This is a genomic window from Nocardiopsis sp. iso_25 (genome assembly GCF_056173305.1).
This window is the reverse complement of sequence record NZ_CM149667.1, coordinates 1580597-1601026: the sequence shown is the minus strand read 5'-3', so window position 1 is coordinate 1601026 and position 20430 is coordinate 1580597. Positions and strand designations below refer to the sequence as shown.

Below are 20430 nucleotides of genomic sequence, written 5' to 3'. Positions count from 1 at the left end.
TCTCCTCGGTGGGTGCGGCGGTCGCGGTCACGGACGGCCCCCGTCGTCCCCGGTGGCGGTCAGCGGCCGGGCGGGGCCCACGTGCACGCACGCCGCCTGCCTGGTGGACGCGCCCCCGGTGTCGGGGTCCACCGGCCACAGGGGCGGGTCGACCGTGGCGCACACGGTCTCGGCCACCGCGCAGCGCGGCCGGAACACGCAGCCTGAGGGCGGGTCCGCCGGGTCGGGCGGGTCGCCGGGCAGGCCCCGGGGCGCCAGGCGCGAGGCCGGGTCGCCGATGCGGGGGAAGGCGGCGCTGAGCGCGCTGGCGTAGGGGTGCGCGGGTTCGTGCACGACCTCCCGGGCCGGTCCCTGCTCCACGACCCGGCCCGCGTACATGACCGCGACCCGGTCGCAGGTCGAGGCCAGGACCGACAGGTCGTGGCTGATCATCAGCATGCCGATGCCGTGCTCGGCGACGAGCCGCCGCAGCAGGGCCAGGATCTGGGCCTGGATCATCACGTCCAGGGCGGTGGTGGCCTCGTCGGCGATGACCAGGCGCGGCTCGCAGGCCAGCGCCATGGCGATCATGGCCCGCTGGCGCTGCCCGCCGGACAGCTGGTGGGGGTAGTCGCGGGCGCGGGAGGCGGGCAGACCGACCTGTTCGAGCAGCGCGCCGACGCGGGCGGGCGCCTCCGCCGCGGGGACCGTGCCGTGCACGCTCATCGGCTCGGCGATCTGCTGTCCGATCCGCCGGACCGGGTTGAGCGAGTGCATGGCGCCCTGGAAGACGATGGAGGCGCCCGCCCAGCGGACCGCGCGCAGGCGGCCCCAGCGCATGTCCAGGACGTTCTCGCCCTCCAGCAGGACCTCGCCGGAGATGCGCGCGGTCTCGGGCAGCAGGCGCAGCAGGGCCAGGGCCACGGTGGACTTGCCGCTGCCCGACTCCCCCGCCAGGCCCAGGGTGTCGCCGGGGTCCAGGGACAGGTCCACGCCGCGCACGGCGGGGACGTCGCCGCCGCCCGTGCGGTAGGTGACGCGCAGGTCGCGGACGTCGAGGAGGGAGGTCAACGCTGCTCCCGGAGTCGCGGGTTGATGACGGATTCGAGGGCCCGGCCGCACAGTGTGAAGGACAGCGCGACCACGGCGATCGCCAGGCCGGGCGGCACCATGTACCACCAGATCCCGGAGCTGATCGCGCCCGCGTTGCGGGCCGCGTCCAGGATGCCTCCCCAGGAGATCGTCGTGGGGTCTCCCACGCCCAGGAAGGCCAGCGTGGACTCGGCGATGATCGAGGTGGCCACGAGCAGTGTGGTCTGGGCGAGCACGACCGGCATGACGTTGGGCAGGACGTGCCAGAGCATGACGTGGCCGTGGCCGCCGCCCAGGGCGCGGGCCCGCTCCACGTAGGGGCGGGCCTCCACCGCGAGGGTCTGGGCGCGCACCAGGCGCGCCGTGGCGGGCCAGACGGTCAGGCCGATGGCGATGATGATGGTCCCGGTGCCGCGCGGCAGCACGGCGGCCAGCGCCACGGCCAGGACCAGCGTGGGCAGGACCAGGAACCAGTCGGTGACGCGCATGAGCACGGAGGACGCGAACCGCCCGGCCGGTCCGCCGGAGGCGCCGAAGTGCCCGGCGGTGACCCCGACCAGGGTGCCCAGGACCACGGAGACGGCCGTGGCCAGGAAGCCCACCGTGAGCGAGACCCGCGAGCCCCAGACGACCAGGTCCAGGATGGAGCGGCCGAAATTGTCGGTGCCGAGCGGGAACCGCGCGCTGGGTTCCTCGTAGGCGGTGCCGGGCGCTCCGGTGACGGTGAGGTCGGCCGGGTCGACGAAGAGCGGCGCGGTCAGGGCCAGGGCGCCGATGGCCAGCAGCGCGGCCAGGCCGACCAGCCCGGCCCGGTTGCGGGTGTACTCGCGGGCGAAGCGGCGCAGGGCCTCCTGACGGCGTCTGCGTGCGAGGACGCGGGGAGAGGGCGGTGCGGTCAGCGGCGGCGCGGTGGCCGTGGCGGTTCCGCCTCCGGCGGGGACTCCGTCGGAGCCCTCCGGCCGGGCGGAGGGGTCGTTCTCCCCGCCGCTCGGGCTGCCGGGCGTCCCGGCGGGGGCGTTCACGGGCGCACCCGGGGGTCGAGCAGCGGGTACACCAGGTCGGCGAGCAGGTTCATGAGGATCACCGAGGCCGCGAACACCACGAACAGGCCCTGGACGAGGCCGAGGTCGGGTACGCGCAGGCCGGAGTAGAAGAGCTGTCCGAGGCCGGGCCAGGAGAACACGGTCTCCACGAGGATCACCCCGGACACGACCTGTCCGAGGTTGAGGAACAGGAGCGTCACCGTGGGCAGCAGGGCGTTGGGCACGGCGTGCCTGCGCCGCACCAGGGCGTCGCGCAGGCCCTTGGCGCGCGCGGTGGTGAGGTAGTCGGCGCCCTTCTCGTCCATGAGCGAGGAGCGCATGATCATCAGGTACTGGGCGTAGATGACCGCGACCATGGTGGTGACGGGCAGCACCATGTGCCAGGCGGTGTTCAGCACGGTCTCCAGGCCCCCGCCGGTGCGGGGGTCGACCATGCCGCCGGTCGGGAACATGCCGGGCACGAACCCGCGCCCCGAGGCCAGGAAGACGATGAGCAGCAGGCCCAGCCAGAACGTGGGCACCGACCAGAAGAACAGGGCGACGGCGGTGTTGGCCCGGTCCGAGCGGCTGCCCGGCCGCCAGCCCGCCCGGGCGCCCAGGAACAGGCCCAGCAGCGCGGCGACGACCGTGCCGGTCCCGGCGAGCAGGACGGTCGGGCCGATCCGGTCGAGGATGAGCTCGGTGACGGGTTCGTGGTACTGGAAGGACTCGCCGAGGTCGAGGCGGAGCAGCCCGAGCGCGTAGTCGAGGAACTGCTGCCACAGCGGCTGGTCGAGCCCGAACTGGCGGCGCAGCTCATCGCGCTGCTCGGCGGTGACCTCGCGGCCCTCGGTCATGGCGCGGACGGGGTCGCCGGGCAGGATCCGGAAGAGGAAGAACCCGGCGACGACCACGGCGGCCAGGGAGACCACCGCGGTCGTCAGGCGTCCGGCCACGTAGCGCGCGGCGCGCCGGGCGCGGCCCGCTCCGGCGGGTCCGGCCGGGGAGGGTGCGGCGGGCGCGTCCTCCCCGGGCGGGCCTCCCTCGGCGGTGGGAGTAGTGGTCACTCGCGGTCCTCCATGGTGGAACGTCGGCGCAGCAGCAGGAAGCCCCCGACCGCGGCGAGGACGAGCACGACGGCCCCGACGCCGATCCAGACCCCGGTGGAGGGGCCGGAGGCGGTGCCCGCGGCCCGCTCGTCGGCGGGTTCGGCCGACCACCAGGCCCAGTAGCCGTCCTGGCCCCAGATGTTGCCGCCCTCGGCGGGCTCGTACTGGATGGAGGCGATGTGGTCGGTGCGGTAGGCCTCCATGATGTTGGGGTAGGCCAGCACGTTCACGACGGCCTCGCGGTAGAGGACCTCCTGGAGCTGGTGGATGATCTCCGCGCGGGCCTGGCGGTCGTACTCGGCGAGCTGGGCCTCGTAGAGCTCGTCGTACTCCTCGTCGCAGAAGTAGGCGTCGCCCTGCATGGTGCCCGGCTCGGTGGGCAGGGCGCCGCAGGTGTGGATGCTCAGCACGTAGTCGGGGTCGGGGTTGACCGTCCAGCCGGTGAAGATGAGGTCGTACTCACCCGCGAAGAGGGCGTCGCTGAGCACGCCGGGGTCGACGGTGAGGTTCTCGATCTCGATGCCGATGTCGGCCAGGCGCTCGACGATGACCAGTCCGGTGTTGACGTTGTCGGGCCGGTCCTGGTGGACGTGCATGCGCAGTTCGAGGCGGTCGCCCTCGGGTGAGACGCGCACGCCGTCCTCGCCCCGCTCGTACCCGGCCTCGTCGAGCATCGCGTTGGCGGCTTCGGGGTCGAAGTCGAGGACGGCCTCCCCGCCCTCGGGCGCCCAGTGGAAGTCCTCGTAGCGGGGCGGGATGTAGCCGCCCGCGGCAACTGCCTCGCCGCCGTGCGCCTTGTCGACGATCTCCTGGTTGTCGATGGCCATGACGATGGCCTGGCGCAGGGTGCGGTCGGCGAGTGCGGGGTGCCCGTCGCCGAACTCCTCCCCGTCCTGGGTGACCGCGCCGGGGTTGATGGTGAAGGCCTGGAAGCGCTTGCCGTCGGCGATGTTGACCTCGATGTCCTGCGCCGACTCCAGGGCGGCGGCCTGCGCCTGGGTGAGTTCGTAGACGAGGGAGACCTCACCGCTGCGCAGCGCCTCCACCGCCGCGTCCTTCTCGGAGTAGTAGCGCAGGACGATCCGCTCGAAGGCGGGTGCGCCGCGCCAGTGGTCGGGGTTGGCCTCCAGGGTGATGGAGCGGCCCCGGTCGTGGCCGGTGAGGACGAAGGGTCCGCTGCCGACGGTCGGGAAGTCCTCGTTGCCGTAGTCGGAGAAGGCCTCGCCCTCCCGCTCAAGGATCGGCTCCCAGACGTGCCTGGGGACGATCGGGACGTTGAGGGAGGTCATGGTGGCCTGCGGCTCGTCGAGTTCGACGACCACGGTCCGGTCGTCCTCGGCGGTGACCGTGTCGAAGCCGGAGACGTAGTTGCCGTTGGCGACCGCCGCGGCCTCGTTCTCCATCATGGTGGTGAAGGTCCAGGCCACGTCGTCGGCGGTCAGGGGCTCGCCGTCGGAGAACTGGACGCCCTCGCGCAGGTGGAAGGTCCAGGTGAGGCCGTCGTCGCTGGACTCCCAGGACTCGGCGAGGGAGGGGGCGGGCTGGTTCGTCTGGGGGTCGACCGTGACGAGGGAGTCGTAGACGTGGCGCAGGACGTTGGTGGTGATCGCGAGCTGCGCGGTGAAGGGGTTGAAGGAGTCCACCTGCTGGGAGGTGGCGATGCTGAGGGTCTGGCCGTCGGAGGTGTCCGCGGTGGCGGGGGCCGCGGTGGTTCCGGCCAGGAGGAGGAGCGCGGCGGCCGTGGCGGCGGTGCGGCGCGCGAACGCGCCGGCGGAAGGTGCGTGGGGAGGGACGGTGCGGCGCACGGGGGAACCGGGGGGAGGGTGGTGGGCGTTCATGTGCGGCCCCTCCTGTCAGAGGATCGTGGGTCGGTGGCACGCCACCCGGGGGTTGGTGGTTGTTTACCAACGGACGACGACGAGCGTCAATGACCTTCGTGGAGCGCCGTGACATCGGTTTGGATTCGGCCCGAAGAATGTCCCCGCGAAAGCGTCCGGAAAGCGTCACCGGAAATGTCCGGGACACGCGGAAAGAGTTCGGCCGGAGTGCGCGATCGACGTCCGGGGAGCACGGAAGGGCGCACAGCGGTCCCGTGTTCCCACGCAGAGGGGTCGCGGGCACACGCCGGGTGGCGAACGGGCGCCGCCGGGAGGGCGGCGGGGAGGCGGGCCGTGTGCGCTGCGTGACCGGCGCGCCGTTGGCGGACACCCCGCGTTGGCAGTAAATGCCGTACTCCGCTACGGTTCCCGCCATGATGGGGCACTCGCACGCACTGAGCGGCGTGGTTGGTTGGATGGCGGTCGTTCCGCTGGTCCAGGGCAGGGAATTCCTCGGACTCAGCTTCCACCTGGGTCCCGGTGAGATCATCGCGGGTTCGCTGGTCTGTGCCGGTGCGGCCCTGCTGCCCGATCTGGACCACAAGAGCGCCACGGTGACCAAGACCTACGGCAGGGTCACCGAGGTGCTGAGCGGCATGCTGGGCTTCCTGTTCGGCGGGCACCGGATGGGAACGCACTCGTTCTTCTTCGCGGTCCTCATGGGCGTACTGGTGCAGCTGTTGGCACTGTGGTCCCAGCTGGCCGTCCAGGTCTTCGTGTTCCTGCTGATCGGCATCGCCCTCCAGGGCCTGGGCTTCGGCCTGGACAAGAACAAGGTCGCGTCGGGGGTCATCAACGCGATGGCCACGGCGGGCATCACGCTGGCGCTGTTCACCTCCGGGGTGAACTACAGCTGGCTGGGCCTGGCAGTGGCCTTCGGCGTCATCCTGCACTTCTTCGGCGACATGATCACCAAGATGGGCGTGCCCATCTTCTGGCCCTTCTTCAAGAAGCGCTTCGGCCAGGGGAAGGGCTTCGTCACCGACGGCCCGGTCGAGCAGAAGTTCGTCACCCCGCTGCTGACCATCGGCGTCATCGTGGGGACCATCTACCTGTTCGACTGGCCCGCGCTGCTGCCCGAGTACTGACGGGGGCCGGGGGCGCCCCCCGCGCCCCCGCGCCCCCGCGCCGACGCCCCGGCCGCGCGCGGGACCCCGCGACGCGCCCCGCCGCCGGGGCCGCGTCCGGTTCCCCTCCCCGCGGCGGCCCGGCACCTGTCGGCCGCGCCCCGGCTGGCCTAGGCTGTCGGGCGTGACACGATCCACAGAGGGCCTCAGCCCCGAACTGCACGCCTACGTCGTCGAGCACAGCGAGCCCGTGGACGAGGTCCTGGCGGACCTGGCCGAGGAGACCGCGCGGCTGTTCCCGGACCACCGGGGCATGCAGATCGGCCCCGAACAGGGCGCCTTCACCACTATGCTCACGCGGATCTGCGGCGCGCGGGAGGTGGTGGAGATCGGGACCTTCACCGGCTACTCGTCGATCTGCTTCGCGCGCGGCCTACCCGAGGACGGCCGCCTCCTGGCCCTGGACGTCAGCGAGGAGTGGACCTCCGTGGCCCGGAGGTACTGGGAACGAGCCGGGGTCGCGGACCGCATCACCCTGAGGCTGGGCCCGGCCCTGGAGTCGCTGCGGGAGCTTCCCGAGGAGCCGCGGTTCGACCTGGCCTTCGTGGACGCCGACAAGGAGGGCTACGTCGGCTACTGGGAGGAGCTGGTCCCCCGCGTCCGGCCGGGCGGCCTGATCCTGGCCGACAACACCCTCTCCCACGGGCGGGTCGTGGACCGCGAGAACACCTTGGCGGCCGTACGGGGGATCCGCGACTTCAACGACCGGCTGGTCTCCGACGGGCGCGTCACGCAGGTGCTGCTGCCCATCGGCGACGGCCTCACCCTCGCCCGCAAGCGCTGACGCGCCGAAGCACCGACGCGCCGCGGGCAGCGCCGACCCCGGAGGCCGTCCACAGGACGGCCCTCGTCCCGCACGCGGAGCGTCGGGCTTCGGTAATGTCCAGTGCCATGCGCCTGCTGCACACCTCGGACTGGCACCTGGGCCGCTCCTTCCACCGGGAGAACCTCGTCGACGCCCAGGCGGCCTTCCTGGACCACCTCGTCGACACCATCCGCGAACACAGGGTCGACGTGGTGGTCGTCGCCGGCGACCTCTACGACCGCGCCCTGCCGTCGGTGGACGCGGTCCGGCTCTTCGACCGCGCCCTGGGCCGGATCCGCGAGACCGGGGCCCGGGCCGTCCTCATCAGCGGCAACCACGACTCCATGGCGCGGATGTCCTTCGCCACCGGCCTCATCGACGCCTCCGGCGTCCACCTGCGCAGCTCCCTGGACGGCGTGGGCACGCCCGTGGTCATCGAGGACGAGCACGGGCCCGTGGCCTTCTACGGCATCCCCTACCTGGAACCGGAGATCGCGCGCCACCACTGGGACCTGCCCGAGCGGGGGCACGCGGCGGCGCTCGGACACGCCATGGACCTGGTGCGCGCCGACCTCGCCGAGCGGCCCGGCACCCGGTCGGTGGTCCTCTCGCACGCGTTCGTGACCGGCGGCGAGCCCTCCGACAGCGAACGCGACATCTCGGTGGGCGGCGCCTCGCACGTGCCGGTCCCGGTCTACGACGGGGTCGACTACGTGGCCCTGGGCCACCTGCACGGGCGCCAGACCATCACCCCGTCCGTGCGCTATTCGGGCAGCCCGCTGGCCTACTCCTTCTCCGAGGAGCACCACGTCAAGGGCTACTGGCTGGTGGACCTGGACGCCGACGGCCTCGCGGGCGCCGAGTTCGCCACGGCGCCCGTCCCCCGCCCCCTGGCCCGTGTCCGCGGCCGGATCGAGGACCTGCTCACCCGCCCCGAGTGGGAGTCCCGCACCGGCCACTGGCTCCAGATCACCCTGACCGACCCGCGCCGCCCCGCCCACCCCATGGACCGGCTGCGCGAACGCTTCCCCCACGTCCTGGTCCTGGACTTCGCCCCCGAGGGCGGCGCCCCCGACACCCGCCCGATCGCCGCCTCCGTCGCCGACCGCAGCGAGCGCCAAGTGGTCGGCGACTTCGTGGAGTGGGCCCGAGGCACCCCCACCACCCCCGAGGAGGAGGCCCTCGTGAACACCGCCGTCGAGCAGGTCCGGCTCCAGGAGGGGACGCGCTGATGCGGCTGCACACCCTCACCGTCCAGGCGTTCGGCCCGTTCGCGGGCACCGAGAAGGTGGACTTCGACCGCCTCAGCGCGGGCGGGCTCTTCCTCATTCACGGCCCCACCGGCGCGGGCAAGACCACCGTGCTGGACGCGGTGTGCTTCGCCCTGTACGGCAACGTGCCGGGCGCCCGCGGCAAGGACCGCTCCCCCAAGAGCGACCACGCGCCGCCGGACGCCGAGCCCGGAGTGGTCCTGGAGTTCACGGTCCAGGGGCGGCGCGTCTGGATCGAGCGCAAGCCGCGCTGGGACCGCCCCAAGAAGCGGGGCACCGGCACGGTGTCGCAGAACACCAAGGTCGTCGTCAAGGAGTTCACCGGCGGCAGGTGGGAGGGCGTCACCACCCGCCCCGACGAGGCGGGGCAGTTCGTCAGCGACCTGCTGGGCCTGACCCTCGCGCAGTTCTGCCAGACCGTCATGCTCCCCCAGGGCGACTTCGCCCGGTTCCTGCGCGCCAAGTCCGAGGAGCGCCGCGAGTCCCTGGAGCGCATCTTCAACACCCGGCTGTTCCGGGACGTGGAGACGTGGCTGGGATCGCACGCCAAACGGCTCGAACACGAGGTCCGGACCGCCAACGGCGAGGTGCGCGCGGTCGCGGACCGGATCGCCGAGGTCGGCGGGTCCCGGGCCCCCGAACCGCCCGAGGAGCTGTCGGCCTGGGCCGCGGAACTGGCCTGCGTCACCGCCGCGACCGCGCACGACGCCGGGCGGGTGGCTGGGGAGTTCACCGGGGCCCGAGAGGACGCCCAGCGCGCCCTGGTCGGGGGACGCGAGCTGCGCGCGCTCCAGGAGCGGCTGGCCGACGCCCGGGAACGCCGTGCCCGGCTGGCCGAGCACACCGCGTGGCGGTCCGCGATCGACGTCCAGCTCGGCGACGCCGAGCGCGCCGAGTCGGTGCTGCCCTTCCTGCGCGCCCGCGACAACCGCCGCACCGAGCTGGACAAGGCCGAGCTCGCCGTCGCCGACCACCTGGCGCTGGTGGGCGGGCTGCCGGGCTTCTCCGCGCGGCCCGGCGAGACGGTGCCGCGCGGGGAGCTGGGCGCCGCCGAGCGGGAGCGCCGGGACGAGCTGGCCCGTCTGGACGCGCTGCGCGCGGACGCCGAGCGCAGCCGGTCCCTGGGCCGCTCCGTCACCGCGCTCACGGGGCGCCTGGGCGAGATCGCCGCGCAGCTGGAGCGCCAGCGCGCGCTGGCCGCCTCCCTGCCGCCCCGGGTGGAGGCGCTCACCGCCGAGCTGCGGCGCCTGCACGACCAGGCCGGGCAGGAGGGGGCCGCCGAGACCGCCCTGGCCGCCGCCCGCAGGCGCCTCGACGCCGCCGCGGAGTACGAGCGCCTGGGCCGGGAACTGGCGCGGGCTCAGGAGCGCTACCGCGAGGCCGTGGACGGAGCCCAGGCCGCCCGCGACCGCGCCCTGGACCTGCGCGAGCGCCGCATCACCCACATGGCCGCCGAACTGGCGTCCGGCCTGGCCGACGGGGAGCCGTGCGCGGTGTGCGGGTCGGTGGCGCACCCCTCCCCCGCCCGGCCCCGCGGCGAGGGCCTGGTCTCGGCCGAGGAGGAGCGGCGGGCCCAGGCGGCCGCCGACGCCGCGGCCTCGCGCCGCGCGGAGGCCGAGAGCGACGTGGTGGCCCTGAGGGAGCGGCGCACCGCCGCGCGCGAGCGCGCCGAGGACGGCACCGCCGACACCGCCCGCGAGGAGGTGGAGGCGCACACCGCGGCGCTGGCGGAGGCCAGGGCCGCCGCCGGTGAGGCCCGGCGGGTGGAGGAGGAGCTGGAGCGCACCACCGGCGACCTGGAGCGCGCCCGCGCCCGCGAGGGCGAGCTGGCCCGGCAGGAGGCCCAGGTCGGGGCCGACCGGGACAACGCCGTCCGCGAGCACGGGCGGCTGACCGCGCTGCTGGACCGGGCACGCGGGGACGACGCCGGGCTGGACGAGCGGATCGCCAGGCTGGGCGGTGAGGCCGACCTGCTGCGCGCCGCGTCCGAGGCCGCCGTCAACCGCGACCGCGCGGCCGACGAACTGCGCGCCGCCGCCGCCGAGGCCGAGCGGCAGCGGGCCGACGCCCGCTTCGCCGACGAGGCCGGGGTGTGGGAGGCCGCCCTGGACGAGGAGCGGCGCCGCGCGCTGCGCGAGCGCGCCCGCTCCTTCGACGACGCCCTGGCCGCCGCAGAGGCGTCGCTGGCGGACCCCGCGCTGACCGCGGCCGGGGAACTGCCCGTCACGGACCCGGAGGAGCTGGCCGGCGCCGCGCGGACCGCGTCGGAGGCCGCCGACCGCGCGGTGGCCTGGCGGAGCATGCTGGAGGAGCGGGCGCGTCGGCTCGCCTCCCTGCGCGGGGAGCTGGAACTGCGGCTGCGGGACTGCGAACCGGCGCTGCGCCGCTACGCGGTGGCCGAGGGGCTGCGCGGCCTGACCGCCGGGACCTCCTCCGACAACGCCGACAACGTGCGCCTGTCCGCGTACGTGCTGGCGGCCCGCCTGGAGCAGGTGGTGGCCGCCGCCAACGACCGTCTGGTGACGATGTCGGACGGCCGGTACGAGCTGCGGTACACGGTGGACAAGGCCGCCGGGGACGGGCGCGCGCGTTCGGCCGGCGGCCTGGGCATGCGGGTGGTCGACGCCTGGACGGGCGTGGAGCGCGACCCGGCCACGCTCTCGGGCGGTGAGACGTTCTTCAGCTCGCTGGCGCTGGCCCTGGGCCTGGGCGACGTGGCCAGCGCCGAGGCGGGCGGCGCCGACATCGACACCCTGTTCGTGGACGAGGGGTTCGGCACACTGGACGAGGACACCCTGGAGGAGGTGCTGGACGTCCTGGACCGGCTGCGGGACGGCGGCCGTGCGGTGGGCGTGGTGAGCCACGTCGCCGACCTGCGGCAGAGGGTGTCCACCCGTCTGAGGGTGGTCAAGACGGCGGCGGGCTCGCGGGTGGAGCACACCGGCTGAGCGCGCACGTCCACCCCGGATCCGGGCACCCGGGGTTCGATGCGACAATGGCGAGCGTGAGTTCGCTGGTCAACATCGCCGTGTTCGGAGTCGTGGGCGCCATCCTGATGGCGGCCCTGCTCGGTCTGCTCCTCGTCGTCTCCGGGAGTTCGCGCGGGGCGTCGCCCCGGTCGCGGGCGGCGTTCGGCATCGCCTCCGTGGTGGTGCTGATCGCGCTGCCGACGCTGGCCGCGGCCAACACGCTGGCCGCCGGGTCCGGTTTCTGGGCGGGGTTCGCCGCGGCCGCCTGCGTCGCGGCCGTCGTGTGCGCCGTGAACGTGGTCATGCTGCCGGTGGTGGCGCGCCGCCAGTCCTCGGGGGGCGGCGGGTCCGTGGTCTCCGCGCTGCGGCCGTCCCTGCCGATGCTGGCCGCGGCCCTGCTGATCTGCCTGGTCCTGGGGCTGGTGGGGGCCTCCGTGGCCGCCCTGGTCGTCTGACCCCGCGCTCGCGCGTCCGCGCGCCCCGTGGCCCCGCCCCTCCGCCCGGGTCCGCCCGTCAGACCGCTCCCTCCCGCGCCCGCACCAGCGGGATGGCCTCGGCCAGGGCGTCGCGGTGGGGCGCCTGGGTGACCACGTAGGTCAGCTTCTCGGTCGTGAAGGGCCGAGCTTGCGGGTAGGCGCCCAACTGGCTGCCAGATCGACCTCCCGCGTCCAGACGATTACTGGGAACCGTCAGAGGCGGATGACTGCCGCCCCGCGTTCCACGCCTCCCGGCCCCTGCGGGCCAGGACACGGGAAGCGTTACGGTCGGCGTGTGCAACGACACCGCACGACCGGCAGGTGAAGGAAGCCTGACAGATCCGGTTGTGCCGGTGGGTGTAGGAGCACTCCGCGCACTCCCGGGAGGAGTACGCCGGCTTCACCAACACCACCGGCACACCGGCCCGTTTGGCCTTGTAGATGAGGAAGCTCCCCAGCTGTTGGAACGACCAGCTGTGCAGCGCGGCCCGTTGGGTTTTCTCTGCCGTACCCTCTGCCGGATGCCCTTCAGATCCTCCAGGGCGATCCCGCGCGAGGTGCGTTCGGCCTCGGCCACAATGCGCTTCGATATGACATGGTTGGCGTCCCGAGAGCGGCGGGACTCCTTGCGACGCTGACGTTTGAGTAGACGTTTGGCGCTCCTGGTGCCCTTCTTCTGGAGTTTGGCGCGCAGCTGGCGTTGCCGTCTGCGGTACCGGTTGAGCTTGCGCCCGGCCATCATCTGGCCATCGCTGGTGGTGGCGTCGTTGACGATGGCGAGATCCACTCCGAGGAAGCCGTCGGGCTCATGCTCGGGGGCGTCGGGCACAGCGACCGCCACCAGAAGAAACCAAGCCCCGTCACGGTGCACCAGGTCGCATTCGCCCCGTTTGTGCTCGGCCAGCACCTTCGTCTGGTCGGGCGAGCAGGCGAAGGGCACGTCCTTCATCCGGCCCTGGATGATCCACAGCGAGATCGTGTGGGCATCCAGGGCGAAAGACGACTGGTGTGGACTCGATGCGCTGGCGCCGCTCGGAGCCCTTGGGTCCGTAGTTTGCGGCCTTGAGGTTGGCGTGGAACGTGGTGTAGGCGTCAGCGACCTTCTTGATGGTCAACTGGGCGGCCTGTGAGCTGATCCCGGCTTCGCGCAGGCGGGTGTAGGTGAGCTTGCGCAAGGGGTAGAGGCGGTGGATGCCCTGCTCGTGGGCCGCCCGTGAGACATGGTTGGCGTGGTCGTTGAGCGCGTGCAGGGTCTGCTCCAGCACCGCCGCCTGTTCGGGCGAGGGCGTGAGCTTGAGCTGCACGGTGATCGTCGACACGCCCACCATCCTGTACCGGGTCGGTCATGGAGCGCAGCCGAAAACATATGAAGGTGGCTGATGTGCGTCACTGGAGACTGGGTGTGCTCTGGACGACGATTCCTCCCGGGCCGGGCCTGAATGCCTGGGGGTCCTCGCCAAACTGGGCTGAATCGACACGCGGGGGCGGACCGGCCGGTGCGCCCCCGCGTGTCGGTTCAGCCGCCCTTGCTCGCGGCGGGGTCGGGATCGTCGTCCCCGGACCCGGCCGCCGGTGCGCTGCGCGCCTCCGTGGCCGCGGCGGCCCCGGCCGGGGCCCCGCCCCGCGAGCGGCGTTCGAGCTCGGCCAGGTAGGCGTTGTAGGCGTCCATGTCGGCGTCGTCGGAGCCGCCCCGGCGGCTGTGGCGCTCCCGGCGGCGCTCCTGCTTCTCGTCGTCGCGCGACCACTGCCGCACCAGCGCGATCATGACCAGCGCGGTGGGGATCTCGCCCAGCGCCCAAGCGACGCCGCCGCCCGCGTACTGGTCGGCGGCCTGGTCCTCCAGCCACGGGATGTCGAACTGGCCGTAGTAGTCCATCGCCAGGGGCTCGGACTGCATCATGATCGTGATGCCGAAGAAGGCGTGGAACCCCATCACCACCAGCAGCAGCAGGATGCGCAGCAGGAAGGGCACCTTCCTCGGCGCCGGGTCCACGCCCACGATGATCCAGTAGAAGAGGAAGCCCACCAGCAGGAAGTGCACGCCCATGAGCAGGTGGCCCAGGTGGTCGTTCATCAGCGTGCCGAACAGCGGCGTGAAGTACAGCGCGTAGGGGCCGAACACGAACAGCGGGGCCGCGATCGCCGGGTGCGTGACCAGCTTGGAGAAGCGGCTGTTCAGGAACAGGTTGAGCCACTCGCGCGGCCCCCGGTCCCCGCGCCGCGCGGCGGGCTTGAGCGCCCGCAGGGCCAGGGTGATCGGCGCGCCCAGCACCAGCAGGATCGGGGTGAGCATCGACAGCACCATGTGCTGGATCATGTGCGTCGAGAACAGCACCATGGAGTAGGTCGCGAACCCGGTGAGCTGCGTGACCACGATCGTGAGCAGCCCGGCCGCGAAGGCCACCGTCCGTCCCACGGGCCAGGAGTCGCCCCGGCGCACCAGCCGGGTGACGGCGCCCGCGTACAGCCCGCCTGCGACGACCACGATCATGATGAAGAACAGGTCGGGGCGCCACAGGGTGAGCAGGGTCTGGGCGGTCATGGGCGGCGGGATGGGGAAGCCGAGGATCGCGGCGGCCGGGTCCACGGTGCCCTCCAGCGGCGGGGGCGGCGCGGTGCGCCCCAGGCCGACGGAAACGCCGATGACGGTGGCCATGATGAGCACCTCGGCCAGCGCCGCACGCAGGAACAGCGGGCGCCGGAAGACCTCGCCCGCGGGTCCCGTCGGGGCGCCTTCCAGGCGCTTGAAGACGAACTCGCGGTGCATGTAGCCGAACGCGCCCAGGACCCCGAACAGGATGATCTTGACCAGGATGATCAGGCCGTACTCGGTGGCGACCAGGTCCCCGATCGAGTACAGGCGGGCCAGCGCGCTGGCCGCGCCGCTGACGGCCACGCCCACGTAGGCCCACAGCGCCAGGCGGCTGAAGCGGTTGGCGGCCACCGACGGGTCCTGGGCGTCGCGGCGCAGCGCGTGGTAGGTCAGCGCGGCCACGCCGCCCACCCACACGCTGATGGAGATCACGTGCAGGGCCAGCCCGGTCACGGCCAGCTCGTGCGAGCCGGAGGAGGCCGAGTGGCCGGTCAGCGCGGGCGGCGTGGTGGCGGCCAGGGCCAGGACGAGCAGCCACAGGCCGCCGGTGGCGGTGGTGGCCGTGCGGCCGAACAGGGCGATGCCGGTCGTGAGCAGGACGACGAACATCAGCGCGATGCCGCCCGAGACCGACCCGGCGTAGGCCGTGACCTCGTCGACGCTGATCTGGCCGATCTTGCGGGCCAGGAACTCCGCGGCCTGGAAGTACAGGGTGAACACGGCGGCGAGGGCCCAGACCAGGCCCGCCCAGCTCGCCGCGCGCACGTAGGAGGTCGCCTGCGGGGAGAGCCTGCCCTTGTGGGAGGGCAGCAGGACGGCGGCGAGCAGCAGCAGACCGATCGCCACGACCGCGGAGGCGTCCATGGCGACCTTGGCCAGCGGCAGGCCCCAGCGGACCGCCTCGCCCGCGTCGGGCAGCCCCGGGATGACCTCGGGGAAGGCGGCTCCGCCCAGGACCAGGGTCAGGCTCAGGCCGGCCAGGCACAGGGCGGCGGCCGCGGCGGCGAAGAGGGGCGCCCGTCCCGTGCCCGGGGCGTCGTCATGGTGTTCCTTGAGGGGGGACTTCTGGTTCTGTGCGGGAGGAGCCACGCGCCACTCCGTCGTCGGTCTCGTTGCAACTGGCTGGTCAGCGCCCTTGGCCGTGTGACCGCCTCGCCGCTGTCCGGGACTTTTCCGGCAGGGGCCGCGCACGGAGGAACACCTCGACCAAGGTTAGTCCGTCTACTACACAGTGTCGGACTCGGGCGTCCCCGTACACCCCCGCGGGCGGATCCGGGGCGTCCGCGAGGCGCGCGGGGCGGCAGCCGGGGCGGCGGCGCCGGGGCCGGGATGTCGGATTCCCCCCTTGCGGCGGGGCTCCTCGCGATACGCTCGTATCCGGTCGAGACGACGGTTTCCCCGCCTTCGGCGTCCGGCCTCCCCTCCCGTGCCGCGGTCGCCCGCGGCTCCTCTCAGCACATCCTCCAGCGAGCGCAGCGAAGGGGACGGCGGATGGCCGTGTACGACAGTGTGGTCAGGTCCACGCGCGTGGTCCTCCCCGAGGGGGTCCGGCCCGCCTCGGTCGGGGTGCGCGACGGGCGGGTCGAGGCCGTGGGCGCCCACGGCGCGCGCATGCCCGCCCACGTGACGACCGACCTCGGCGCCGTGGCCCTGCTGCCCGGCGCGGTGGACGTGGGCACCGGCGCGCACGTGCCCGGGCAGGACCTGGCCGAGTCCTACCGCCGGACGGGGACGGCCGCCCTGCGGGGCGGTGTGACCTGCGTGGTGGCGTCCCCGGCCCCGGCACGGCCAGCCCTGACCTACGCGGACGCCCTCGCGGCGCACCAGCGCGCGGCGGCCCTGTCCCCCGTGCCGGTGCTGTTCCTCGGCGGGGTGGCCCCGGGCACCGGCCCGCTGGACCTGGCCGACCTCCAGGCCGCCGGTGCGGTGGCCTTCCACTGCTCGCTGTCGGACGGCGGCGCCCCGGACATCGCGGCGCTCAACGACGCCCAACTGCGCAAGGCGATGGCCGAACTCGCGGCACTGGACAGCGTGCTGCTGGTGCACGCCGAGGACGCGGCCGAGCTGGGGACCCCGCCGACGGCGGCGGAGCACCGGCCGCCCCGGGCGGAGCGGCGCGGGCTGGAGCGGGTGATCGCGGCGGCCCGCGCGGTGGGGACGCGCACGCACGTGGGGTCGTTCACCGCGGCCGAGTGCGCGGCGCTGCTGGCGACGGCGGGGACCGTGGGGGTGGCGCTGACCGCGCACACCTGCCCGCACTACCTGTGCCTGCCCTCGGAGTCGCTGGCCCCGGAGTCGCCCGCGCACGCCTGCCGGCCGCCGCTGCGCTCGGACGCCAACCGCAAGGCGCTGTGGAACGCGCTGCTGGCGCGGGACTCGGCGATCACCACGGTGGGGTCGGGGCACCTGCCCGCCCACGGCCTGTACACGCTGGAGTGGAGCCTGTCGGCGCTGTGGACGGCGGCGCACCGGCGCGGCCGGGGGCTGGCCGACCTCGCACGGTGGACGGCGCGGGCCCCGGCGGAACTGCTGGGGCTGGTGGGCAAGGGCCGGATCGCGGTGGGGTTCGACGCCGACCTGGTCGCCTTCGACCCCGGCGCGCGGGTGGCGGTCCCCCCGGCGGACCCCAGCCCCTACGCGGGCCGGGAGCTGACCGGCCGGGTGCGGCGGGTGTGGATCTCGGGACGCCCGGCGGGCGGCGTCCGTTAGAACAGCGGCCGGACTCGCGGCGGCCCGCGGGGCGGTTCCCGGCGGGACGGCGCCCGGACCGAGAGCGGGGGCGGGACGGGTCCGGACCGAGAGCGGGCGGTGAGACGCGCCCGGACCGGAAGCGCCCGGGGCGGCGGCTTCCAGCGCTTCGGGCCCCGGGGGATTGAGCCCGCGCGTCACGGGCAGGTACCCGTGTCCCAGACCACACACCGGGCTTACACCCTGTCAACAAGATCGTCGACAGCATTGCATGTTGGCGATGGCGCCAGGACACCCCCGCAGTTCACAGTGGGGGTATCACCGGAGACGGCCGTAGGAGGAACCGTGCGCATCGGCGTGCCCCGCGAGATCAAGAACCACGAGTACCGGGTGGCCATCACCCCCGCCGGTGTCCACGAACTGGTCCGACGCGGCCACGAGGTGGTCGTCGAGCGCGACGCGGGCCTGGGCTCCTCCATCTCCAACGCCGAGTACGAGGCGGCGGGCGCGCGCGTCCTGGACTCCCCCGACGAGGTGTGGGACGCCGGTGAGCTGGTCCTGAAGGTCAAGGAGCCGGTCGCCGCCGAGTACCACCGCATGCGGGAGGGGCAGACCCTCTTCACCTACCTGCACCTGGCCGCCTCGCGCGAGTGCACCGACGCCCTGCTGGACCGGCGGGTGACCGGCATCGCCTACGAGACCGTGCAGTTGCCGGACGGCTCCCTGCCGCTGCTGGCACCGATGTCGGAGGTCGCGGGCCGCCTGGCCCCGCAGATGGGCGCGGTGACCCTCCAGCGGCCCAGCGGCGGTCGCGGCGTGCTGATGGGCGGGGTGCCGGGCGTGCGCCCGGCGCGCGTGACCGTGATCGGCGCGGGCGTCTCCGGCCTGAACGCGACGCAGATCGCGGTGGGCATGGGCGCGGAGGTGACCGTGCTGGACCTGAACGTGAACAAGCTGCGGCACGTGGACTCCCTCTACCGGGGCCGGGTCAAGACGGTGGTGTCCAACGCCTTCGAGCTGGAGCTGTCGGTGCTGGAGTCGGACATGGTGATCGGCGCGGTGCTGGTGCCGGGGGCCAAGGCGCCCAAGCTGGTGACCAACGAGCTGGTGTCGCGGATGCGGCCGGGCGCGGTGCTGGTGGACATCGCGATCGACCAGGGCGGGTGCTTCGAGGACTCGCGCCCCACTACGCACGCCGACCCCACCTTCCACGTGCACGACACGGTGTTCTACTGCGTGGCGAACATGCCGGGCGCGGTGCCCAACACCTCCACGCACGCCCTCACCAAGGACACCCTGCGCTACACCGTGGCGCTGGCGGAGAAGGGCTGGCGGCTCGCCATGAACGAGGACGAGGCGCTGGCCGGGGGCCTGAACACCTTCGACGGCGACGTGGTCTCCGCCCCGGTCGCCGAGGCGCACGGGCTCAAGCACCGCCCGCTGGACGAGGTGCTGGTCCAGGGCTAGGAGGGGCTACCGCCCCCGAACGCGGGCGGCACGAGCCCGGGGTCCGCGCCGCCCGGCCGCACGGGTGGCGCGGACCGCACCGTTCGGGGTGGTCGCGCAGGTCGGCCGGGGGTACGGTCGAGGGGAAAGCCCGCGCGTCCGGCTCTGCGGCCGGTCGCGGGAGGACGAGTACCGAGGTGGGACAGCGTGGCACACACCGGCTCGGCGACCGCGACCCGGATCGTCGAACTAGAGCTGATCCGGCTGCGGCCCCCGGCCGGCGGCCGGGGCCCCGGCGCCGACGGCCCCGTCTTGGTCCGGGTGGCCGACGGTGACGGCGTGAGCGGCTGGGGGGAGCTGCCGGAGGCCGACGCGGCCCAGTGGGACGCCCTGACCCGCGTCTTCGCCCCCGCCCTGCTCGGCCACTCCTGGCGGCGTCCGACCGAGGCGGGCGAGGCCTGGGCCGACCTGCCCTGGGACCCGGCCGTGGCCGGGGCCCTGGACACCGCGTGCTGGGACCTGTGGAGCCGACAGCGCGACACCCCGCTCTCGCACGCCCTGGGCGGGGAGCGCACCGCGCTCACCGCGGGGGTGACGCTGCCCCGCCAGGCGGCCGTGGAGTCGGTGGTCACGGAGGTGAACCGCCAGGTGGGGGCGGGTTTCCGGCGGATCCGGCTGGAGATCGCGCCGGGCTGGGACGCGGACGTGGTGCGCGCGGTGCAGTCGAGCTTCCCGTTCCTGGTCCTCCAGGCGGACGCGGGCTGCCGCTACACCGAGTCCCCCGCCGACCTGGACGCGCTGCGCGTCCTGGACGGGCTCGGTCTGCTGGCGGTGGAGGACCCCTTCGCCCCGGACGACCTCGCGGCGCACGCCCGGCTGTCCGCCCAGATGCGCACACCGGTGGCGCTGGGCCGGCCCCTGGAGTCGGTTGACGACCTCACCGAGGCGATCCGGGCCGAGGCGGGCGGCGCGGTGAACGTGGACCCGGCACGTATGGGCGGCCTCACGGCGGCCCGCCGCGCGGTGGACCGCGCCGTGGACGCGGGCTGGCGGGTGTGGTGCGGCTCTTCGGCGGCGACGGGGGTCGGCCGCGCCGCGACGGTCGCGCTGGCCTCGCTGTCGGGGGCCTCGCTGCCCGTGGAGATGCCCGGCGCCGGAAGCCGTGGCCGCGACCTGGTGCTCCCGCCCGTGCGCGCGCACGACGGGGTGGTGCCGGTCCCGCTGACCGAGAGCGGTCTGGGACACACGGTGGACCGCGCGGCGGTGGCCGAGCGCACGGCCCGGGCCCTGGTCGTGGACGCCGACGGCACGCGCGAGGCCCGCGTGGAGCGCGGACGCGCCAACGGCGCCCGACGGCGGCGCTGACCGGCGGCCCCTGGACAAACGCAGCAACCGCAGCAACCGCAGCACAACTCCGCCGCGCCCGGCCGGGTTCCCTCCTCCCCTAACCGAACAGCGTTAGGTAGAGTTGCGGCACCGTCCGGCCCCCGTTTCCGGACCCGACGACCGTGGAGGCGCGGTGCGCGTATTCGCCGATATCCAAGAGGTGCTCGCATCCCAGGGCGAGCACCTGGGCCACACCGACTGGGTGACCATCGACCAGGACCGGATCTCCCTGTTCGCCGACGCGACGCAGGACCACCAGTGGATCCACACCGAACCGGAGAGGGCGGCCGCGGGCCCCTTCGGGGGCACCATCGCACACGGGTTCCTCACCCTGTCGATGCTGGCCCACTTCTCCCAGTCGGTGATCTCGGTGACGAAGAAGCCGAGCATGTCCATCAACTACGGGCTCAACAAGGTGCGCTTCCTCCAGCCGGTCGTGTCCGGCTCGCGCATCCGCGACGGCGTCGAGCTCAGCTCGGTCCAGGAGACCCCCAAGGGCTACCTGGTCACCACGACCCACACCGTGGAGATCGAGGGCCGGGAGCGGCCCGCCCTGGTGGCCGAGTCGCTCGGCCTCTGGGTGCCCTGAG

At 73.8% G+C, this 20430-nt stretch carries 15 protein-coding genes and 1 pseudogene; 9 read left to right on the top strand and 7 right to left on the bottom strand.

All coding sequences use genetic code 11. The features are described from left to right. Window positions 1-27: 27 nt before the first annotated feature. Genes AC0VX6_RS07015 through AC0VX6_RS07000 form a run of 4 tightly spaced genes read right to left on the bottom strand, consistent with a single transcriptional unit; the run spans window position 28 to window position 5040 of the window. A complete protein-coding gene (locus tag AC0VX6_RS07015; RefSeq protein ID WP_274976714.1) occupies window positions 28-1050 on the bottom strand; it encodes an ABC transporter ATP-binding protein in 1023 nt (340 codons plus the stop codon). Next, complete coding sequence (locus AC0VX6_RS07010) at window positions 1047-2093, bottom strand: ABC transporter permease (RefSeq protein ID WP_475467852.1); 1047 nt, start codon at window positions 2091-2093, stop codon at window positions 1047-1049. The genes AC0VX6_RS07015 and AC0VX6_RS07010 overlap by 4 nt, the downstream gene beginning before the upstream one ends. Further along, window positions 2090-3160, bottom strand: a complete 1071-nt coding sequence (locus AC0VX6_RS07005) for an ABC transporter permease (protein WP_274976712.1) — start codon at window positions 3158-3160, stop codon at window positions 2090-2092. The genes AC0VX6_RS07010 and AC0VX6_RS07005 overlap by 4 nt, the downstream gene beginning before the upstream one ends. Continuing rightward, window positions 3157-5040 (bottom strand): ABC transporter substrate-binding protein, encoded by a 1884-nt coding sequence (locus AC0VX6_RS07000; RefSeq protein WP_475467850.1) that lies wholly within the window; start codon window positions 5038-5040, stop codon window positions 3157-3159. The genes AC0VX6_RS07005 and AC0VX6_RS07000 overlap by 4 nt, the downstream gene beginning before the upstream one ends. Before the next feature lie 413 nt (window positions 5041-5453). On the opposite strand from AC0VX6_RS07000, the gene AC0VX6_RS06995 reads away from it, so the two are divergent. The 5 genes from AC0VX6_RS06995 to AC0VX6_RS06975 all read left to right on the top strand — a co-directional run bounded on the left by AC0VX6_RS06995 (window position 5454) and on the right by AC0VX6_RS06975 (window position 11706). Continuing rightward, window positions 5454-6167, top strand: a complete 714-nt coding sequence (locus AC0VX6_RS06995) for a metal-dependent hydrolase (RefSeq protein ID WP_302475388.1) — start codon at window positions 5454-5456, stop codon at window positions 6165-6167. Between the two features lie 163 nt (window positions 6168-6330). After that, window positions 6331-6990, top strand: a complete 660-nt coding sequence (locus AC0VX6_RS06990) for an O-methyltransferase (protein ID WP_475467848.1) — start codon at window positions 6331-6333, stop codon at window positions 6988-6990. A 95-nt stretch (window positions 6991-7085) separates the two neighbouring features. Then, window positions 7086-8243: an exonuclease SbcCD subunit D gene (locus AC0VX6_RS06985; protein WP_475467846.1), complete on the top strand. Its 1158-nt coding sequence runs from the start codon at window positions 7086-7088 to the stop codon at window positions 8241-8243. After that, window positions 8243-11230, top strand: coding sequence for an AAA family ATPase (locus AC0VX6_RS06980; RefSeq protein WP_475467845.1), 2988 nt, complete (start codon window positions 8243-8245; stop codon window positions 11228-11230). Before AC0VX6_RS06985 ends, AC0VX6_RS06980 begins: the two co-directional genes overlap by 1 nt. Before the next feature lie 47 nt (window positions 11231-11277). Continuing rightward, window positions 11278-11706: a hypothetical protein gene (locus AC0VX6_RS06975; protein WP_274976706.1), complete on the top strand. Its 429-nt coding sequence runs from the start codon at window positions 11278-11280 to the stop codon at window positions 11704-11706. Between the two features lie 58 nt (window positions 11707-11764). On the opposite strand, the gene AC0VX6_RS06970 is transcribed toward AC0VX6_RS06975, so the two are convergent. The 3 genes and pseudogenes from AC0VX6_RS06970 to AC0VX6_RS06960 form a co-directional block, all read right to left on the bottom strand. Continuing rightward, window positions 11765-11893 carry a hypothetical protein gene (locus AC0VX6_RS06970; protein WP_475467843.1) on the bottom strand — a complete coding sequence of 43 codons (129 nt, stop codon included), beginning with the start codon at window positions 11891-11893 and terminating at the stop codon, window positions 11765-11767. Window positions 11894-11927: 34 nt separating this feature from the next. Further along, window positions 11928-13055: pseudogene (locus AC0VX6_RS06965) on the bottom strand (RNA-guided endonuclease InsQ/TnpB family protein). Between the two features lie 188 nt (window positions 13056-13243). Beyond that, on the bottom strand, window positions 13244-15409 hold the full coding sequence (locus tag AC0VX6_RS06960) for a bifunctional copper resistance protein CopD/cytochrome c oxidase assembly protein (protein WP_475467841.1): 2166 nt from the start codon (window positions 15407-15409) through the stop codon (window positions 13244-13246). A gap of 402 nt (window positions 15410-15811) precedes the next feature. Between AC0VX6_RS06960 and AC0VX6_RS06955 the strand changes: the two genes are divergently transcribed. The 4 genes from AC0VX6_RS06955 (at window position 15812) to AC0VX6_RS06940 (ending at window position 20429) form a co-directional block, all read left to right on the top strand. Next, window positions 15812-17029 carry an amidohydrolase family protein gene (locus AC0VX6_RS06955; protein ID WP_475467839.1) on the top strand — a complete coding sequence of 406 codons (1218 nt, stop codon included), beginning with the start codon at window positions 15812-15814 and terminating at the stop codon, window positions 17027-17029. Window positions 17030-17353: 324 nt separating this feature from the next. After that, entirely contained in the window at window positions 17354-18475 is a 1122-nt protein-coding gene (gene ald / locus AC0VX6_RS06950; protein WP_274976702.1) for an alanine dehydrogenase, read from the top strand. Between the two features lie 186 nt (window positions 18476-18661). Continuing rightward, window positions 18662-19819 (top strand): enolase C-terminal domain-like protein, encoded by a 1158-nt coding sequence (locus tag AC0VX6_RS06945; RefSeq protein ID WP_475467837.1) that lies wholly within the window; start codon window positions 18662-18664, stop codon window positions 19817-19819. Between the two features lie 154 nt (window positions 19820-19973). Further along, complete coding sequence (locus tag AC0VX6_RS06940; protein WP_248773945.1) at window positions 19974-20429, top strand: MaoC family dehydratase; 456 nt, start codon at window positions 19974-19976, stop codon at window positions 20427-20429. Window position 20430 lies beyond the last annotated feature (1 nt).

Excerpts from the sequence above, each read along its gene's own strand:
- AC0VX6_RS07000 (WP_475467850.1), bottom strand. The coding sequence starts at position 5,040 with ATGAACGCCCACCACCCTCCCCCCGGTTCCCCCGTGCGCCGCACCGTC.
- AC0VX6_RS06995 (WP_302475388.1), top strand. The coding sequence starts at position 5,454 with ATGATGGGGCACTCGCACGCACTGAGCGGCGTGGTTGGTTGGATGGCG.
- AC0VX6_RS06985 (WP_475467846.1), top strand. The coding sequence starts at position 7,086 with ATGTCCAGTGCCATGCGCCTGCTGCACACCTCGGACTGGCACCTGGGC.
- AC0VX6_RS06980 (WP_475467845.1), top strand. The coding sequence starts at position 8,243 with ATGCGGCTGCACACCCTCACCGTCCAGGCGTTCGGCCCGTTCGCGGGC.
- AC0VX6_RS06975 (WP_274976706.1), top strand. The coding sequence starts at position 11,278 with ATGGCGAGCGTGAGTTCGCTGGTCAACATCGCCGTGTTCGGAGTCGTG.
- AC0VX6_RS06955 (WP_475467839.1), top strand. The coding sequence starts at position 15,812 with ATGGCCGTGTACGACAGTGTGGTCAGGTCCACGCGCGTGGTCCTCCCC.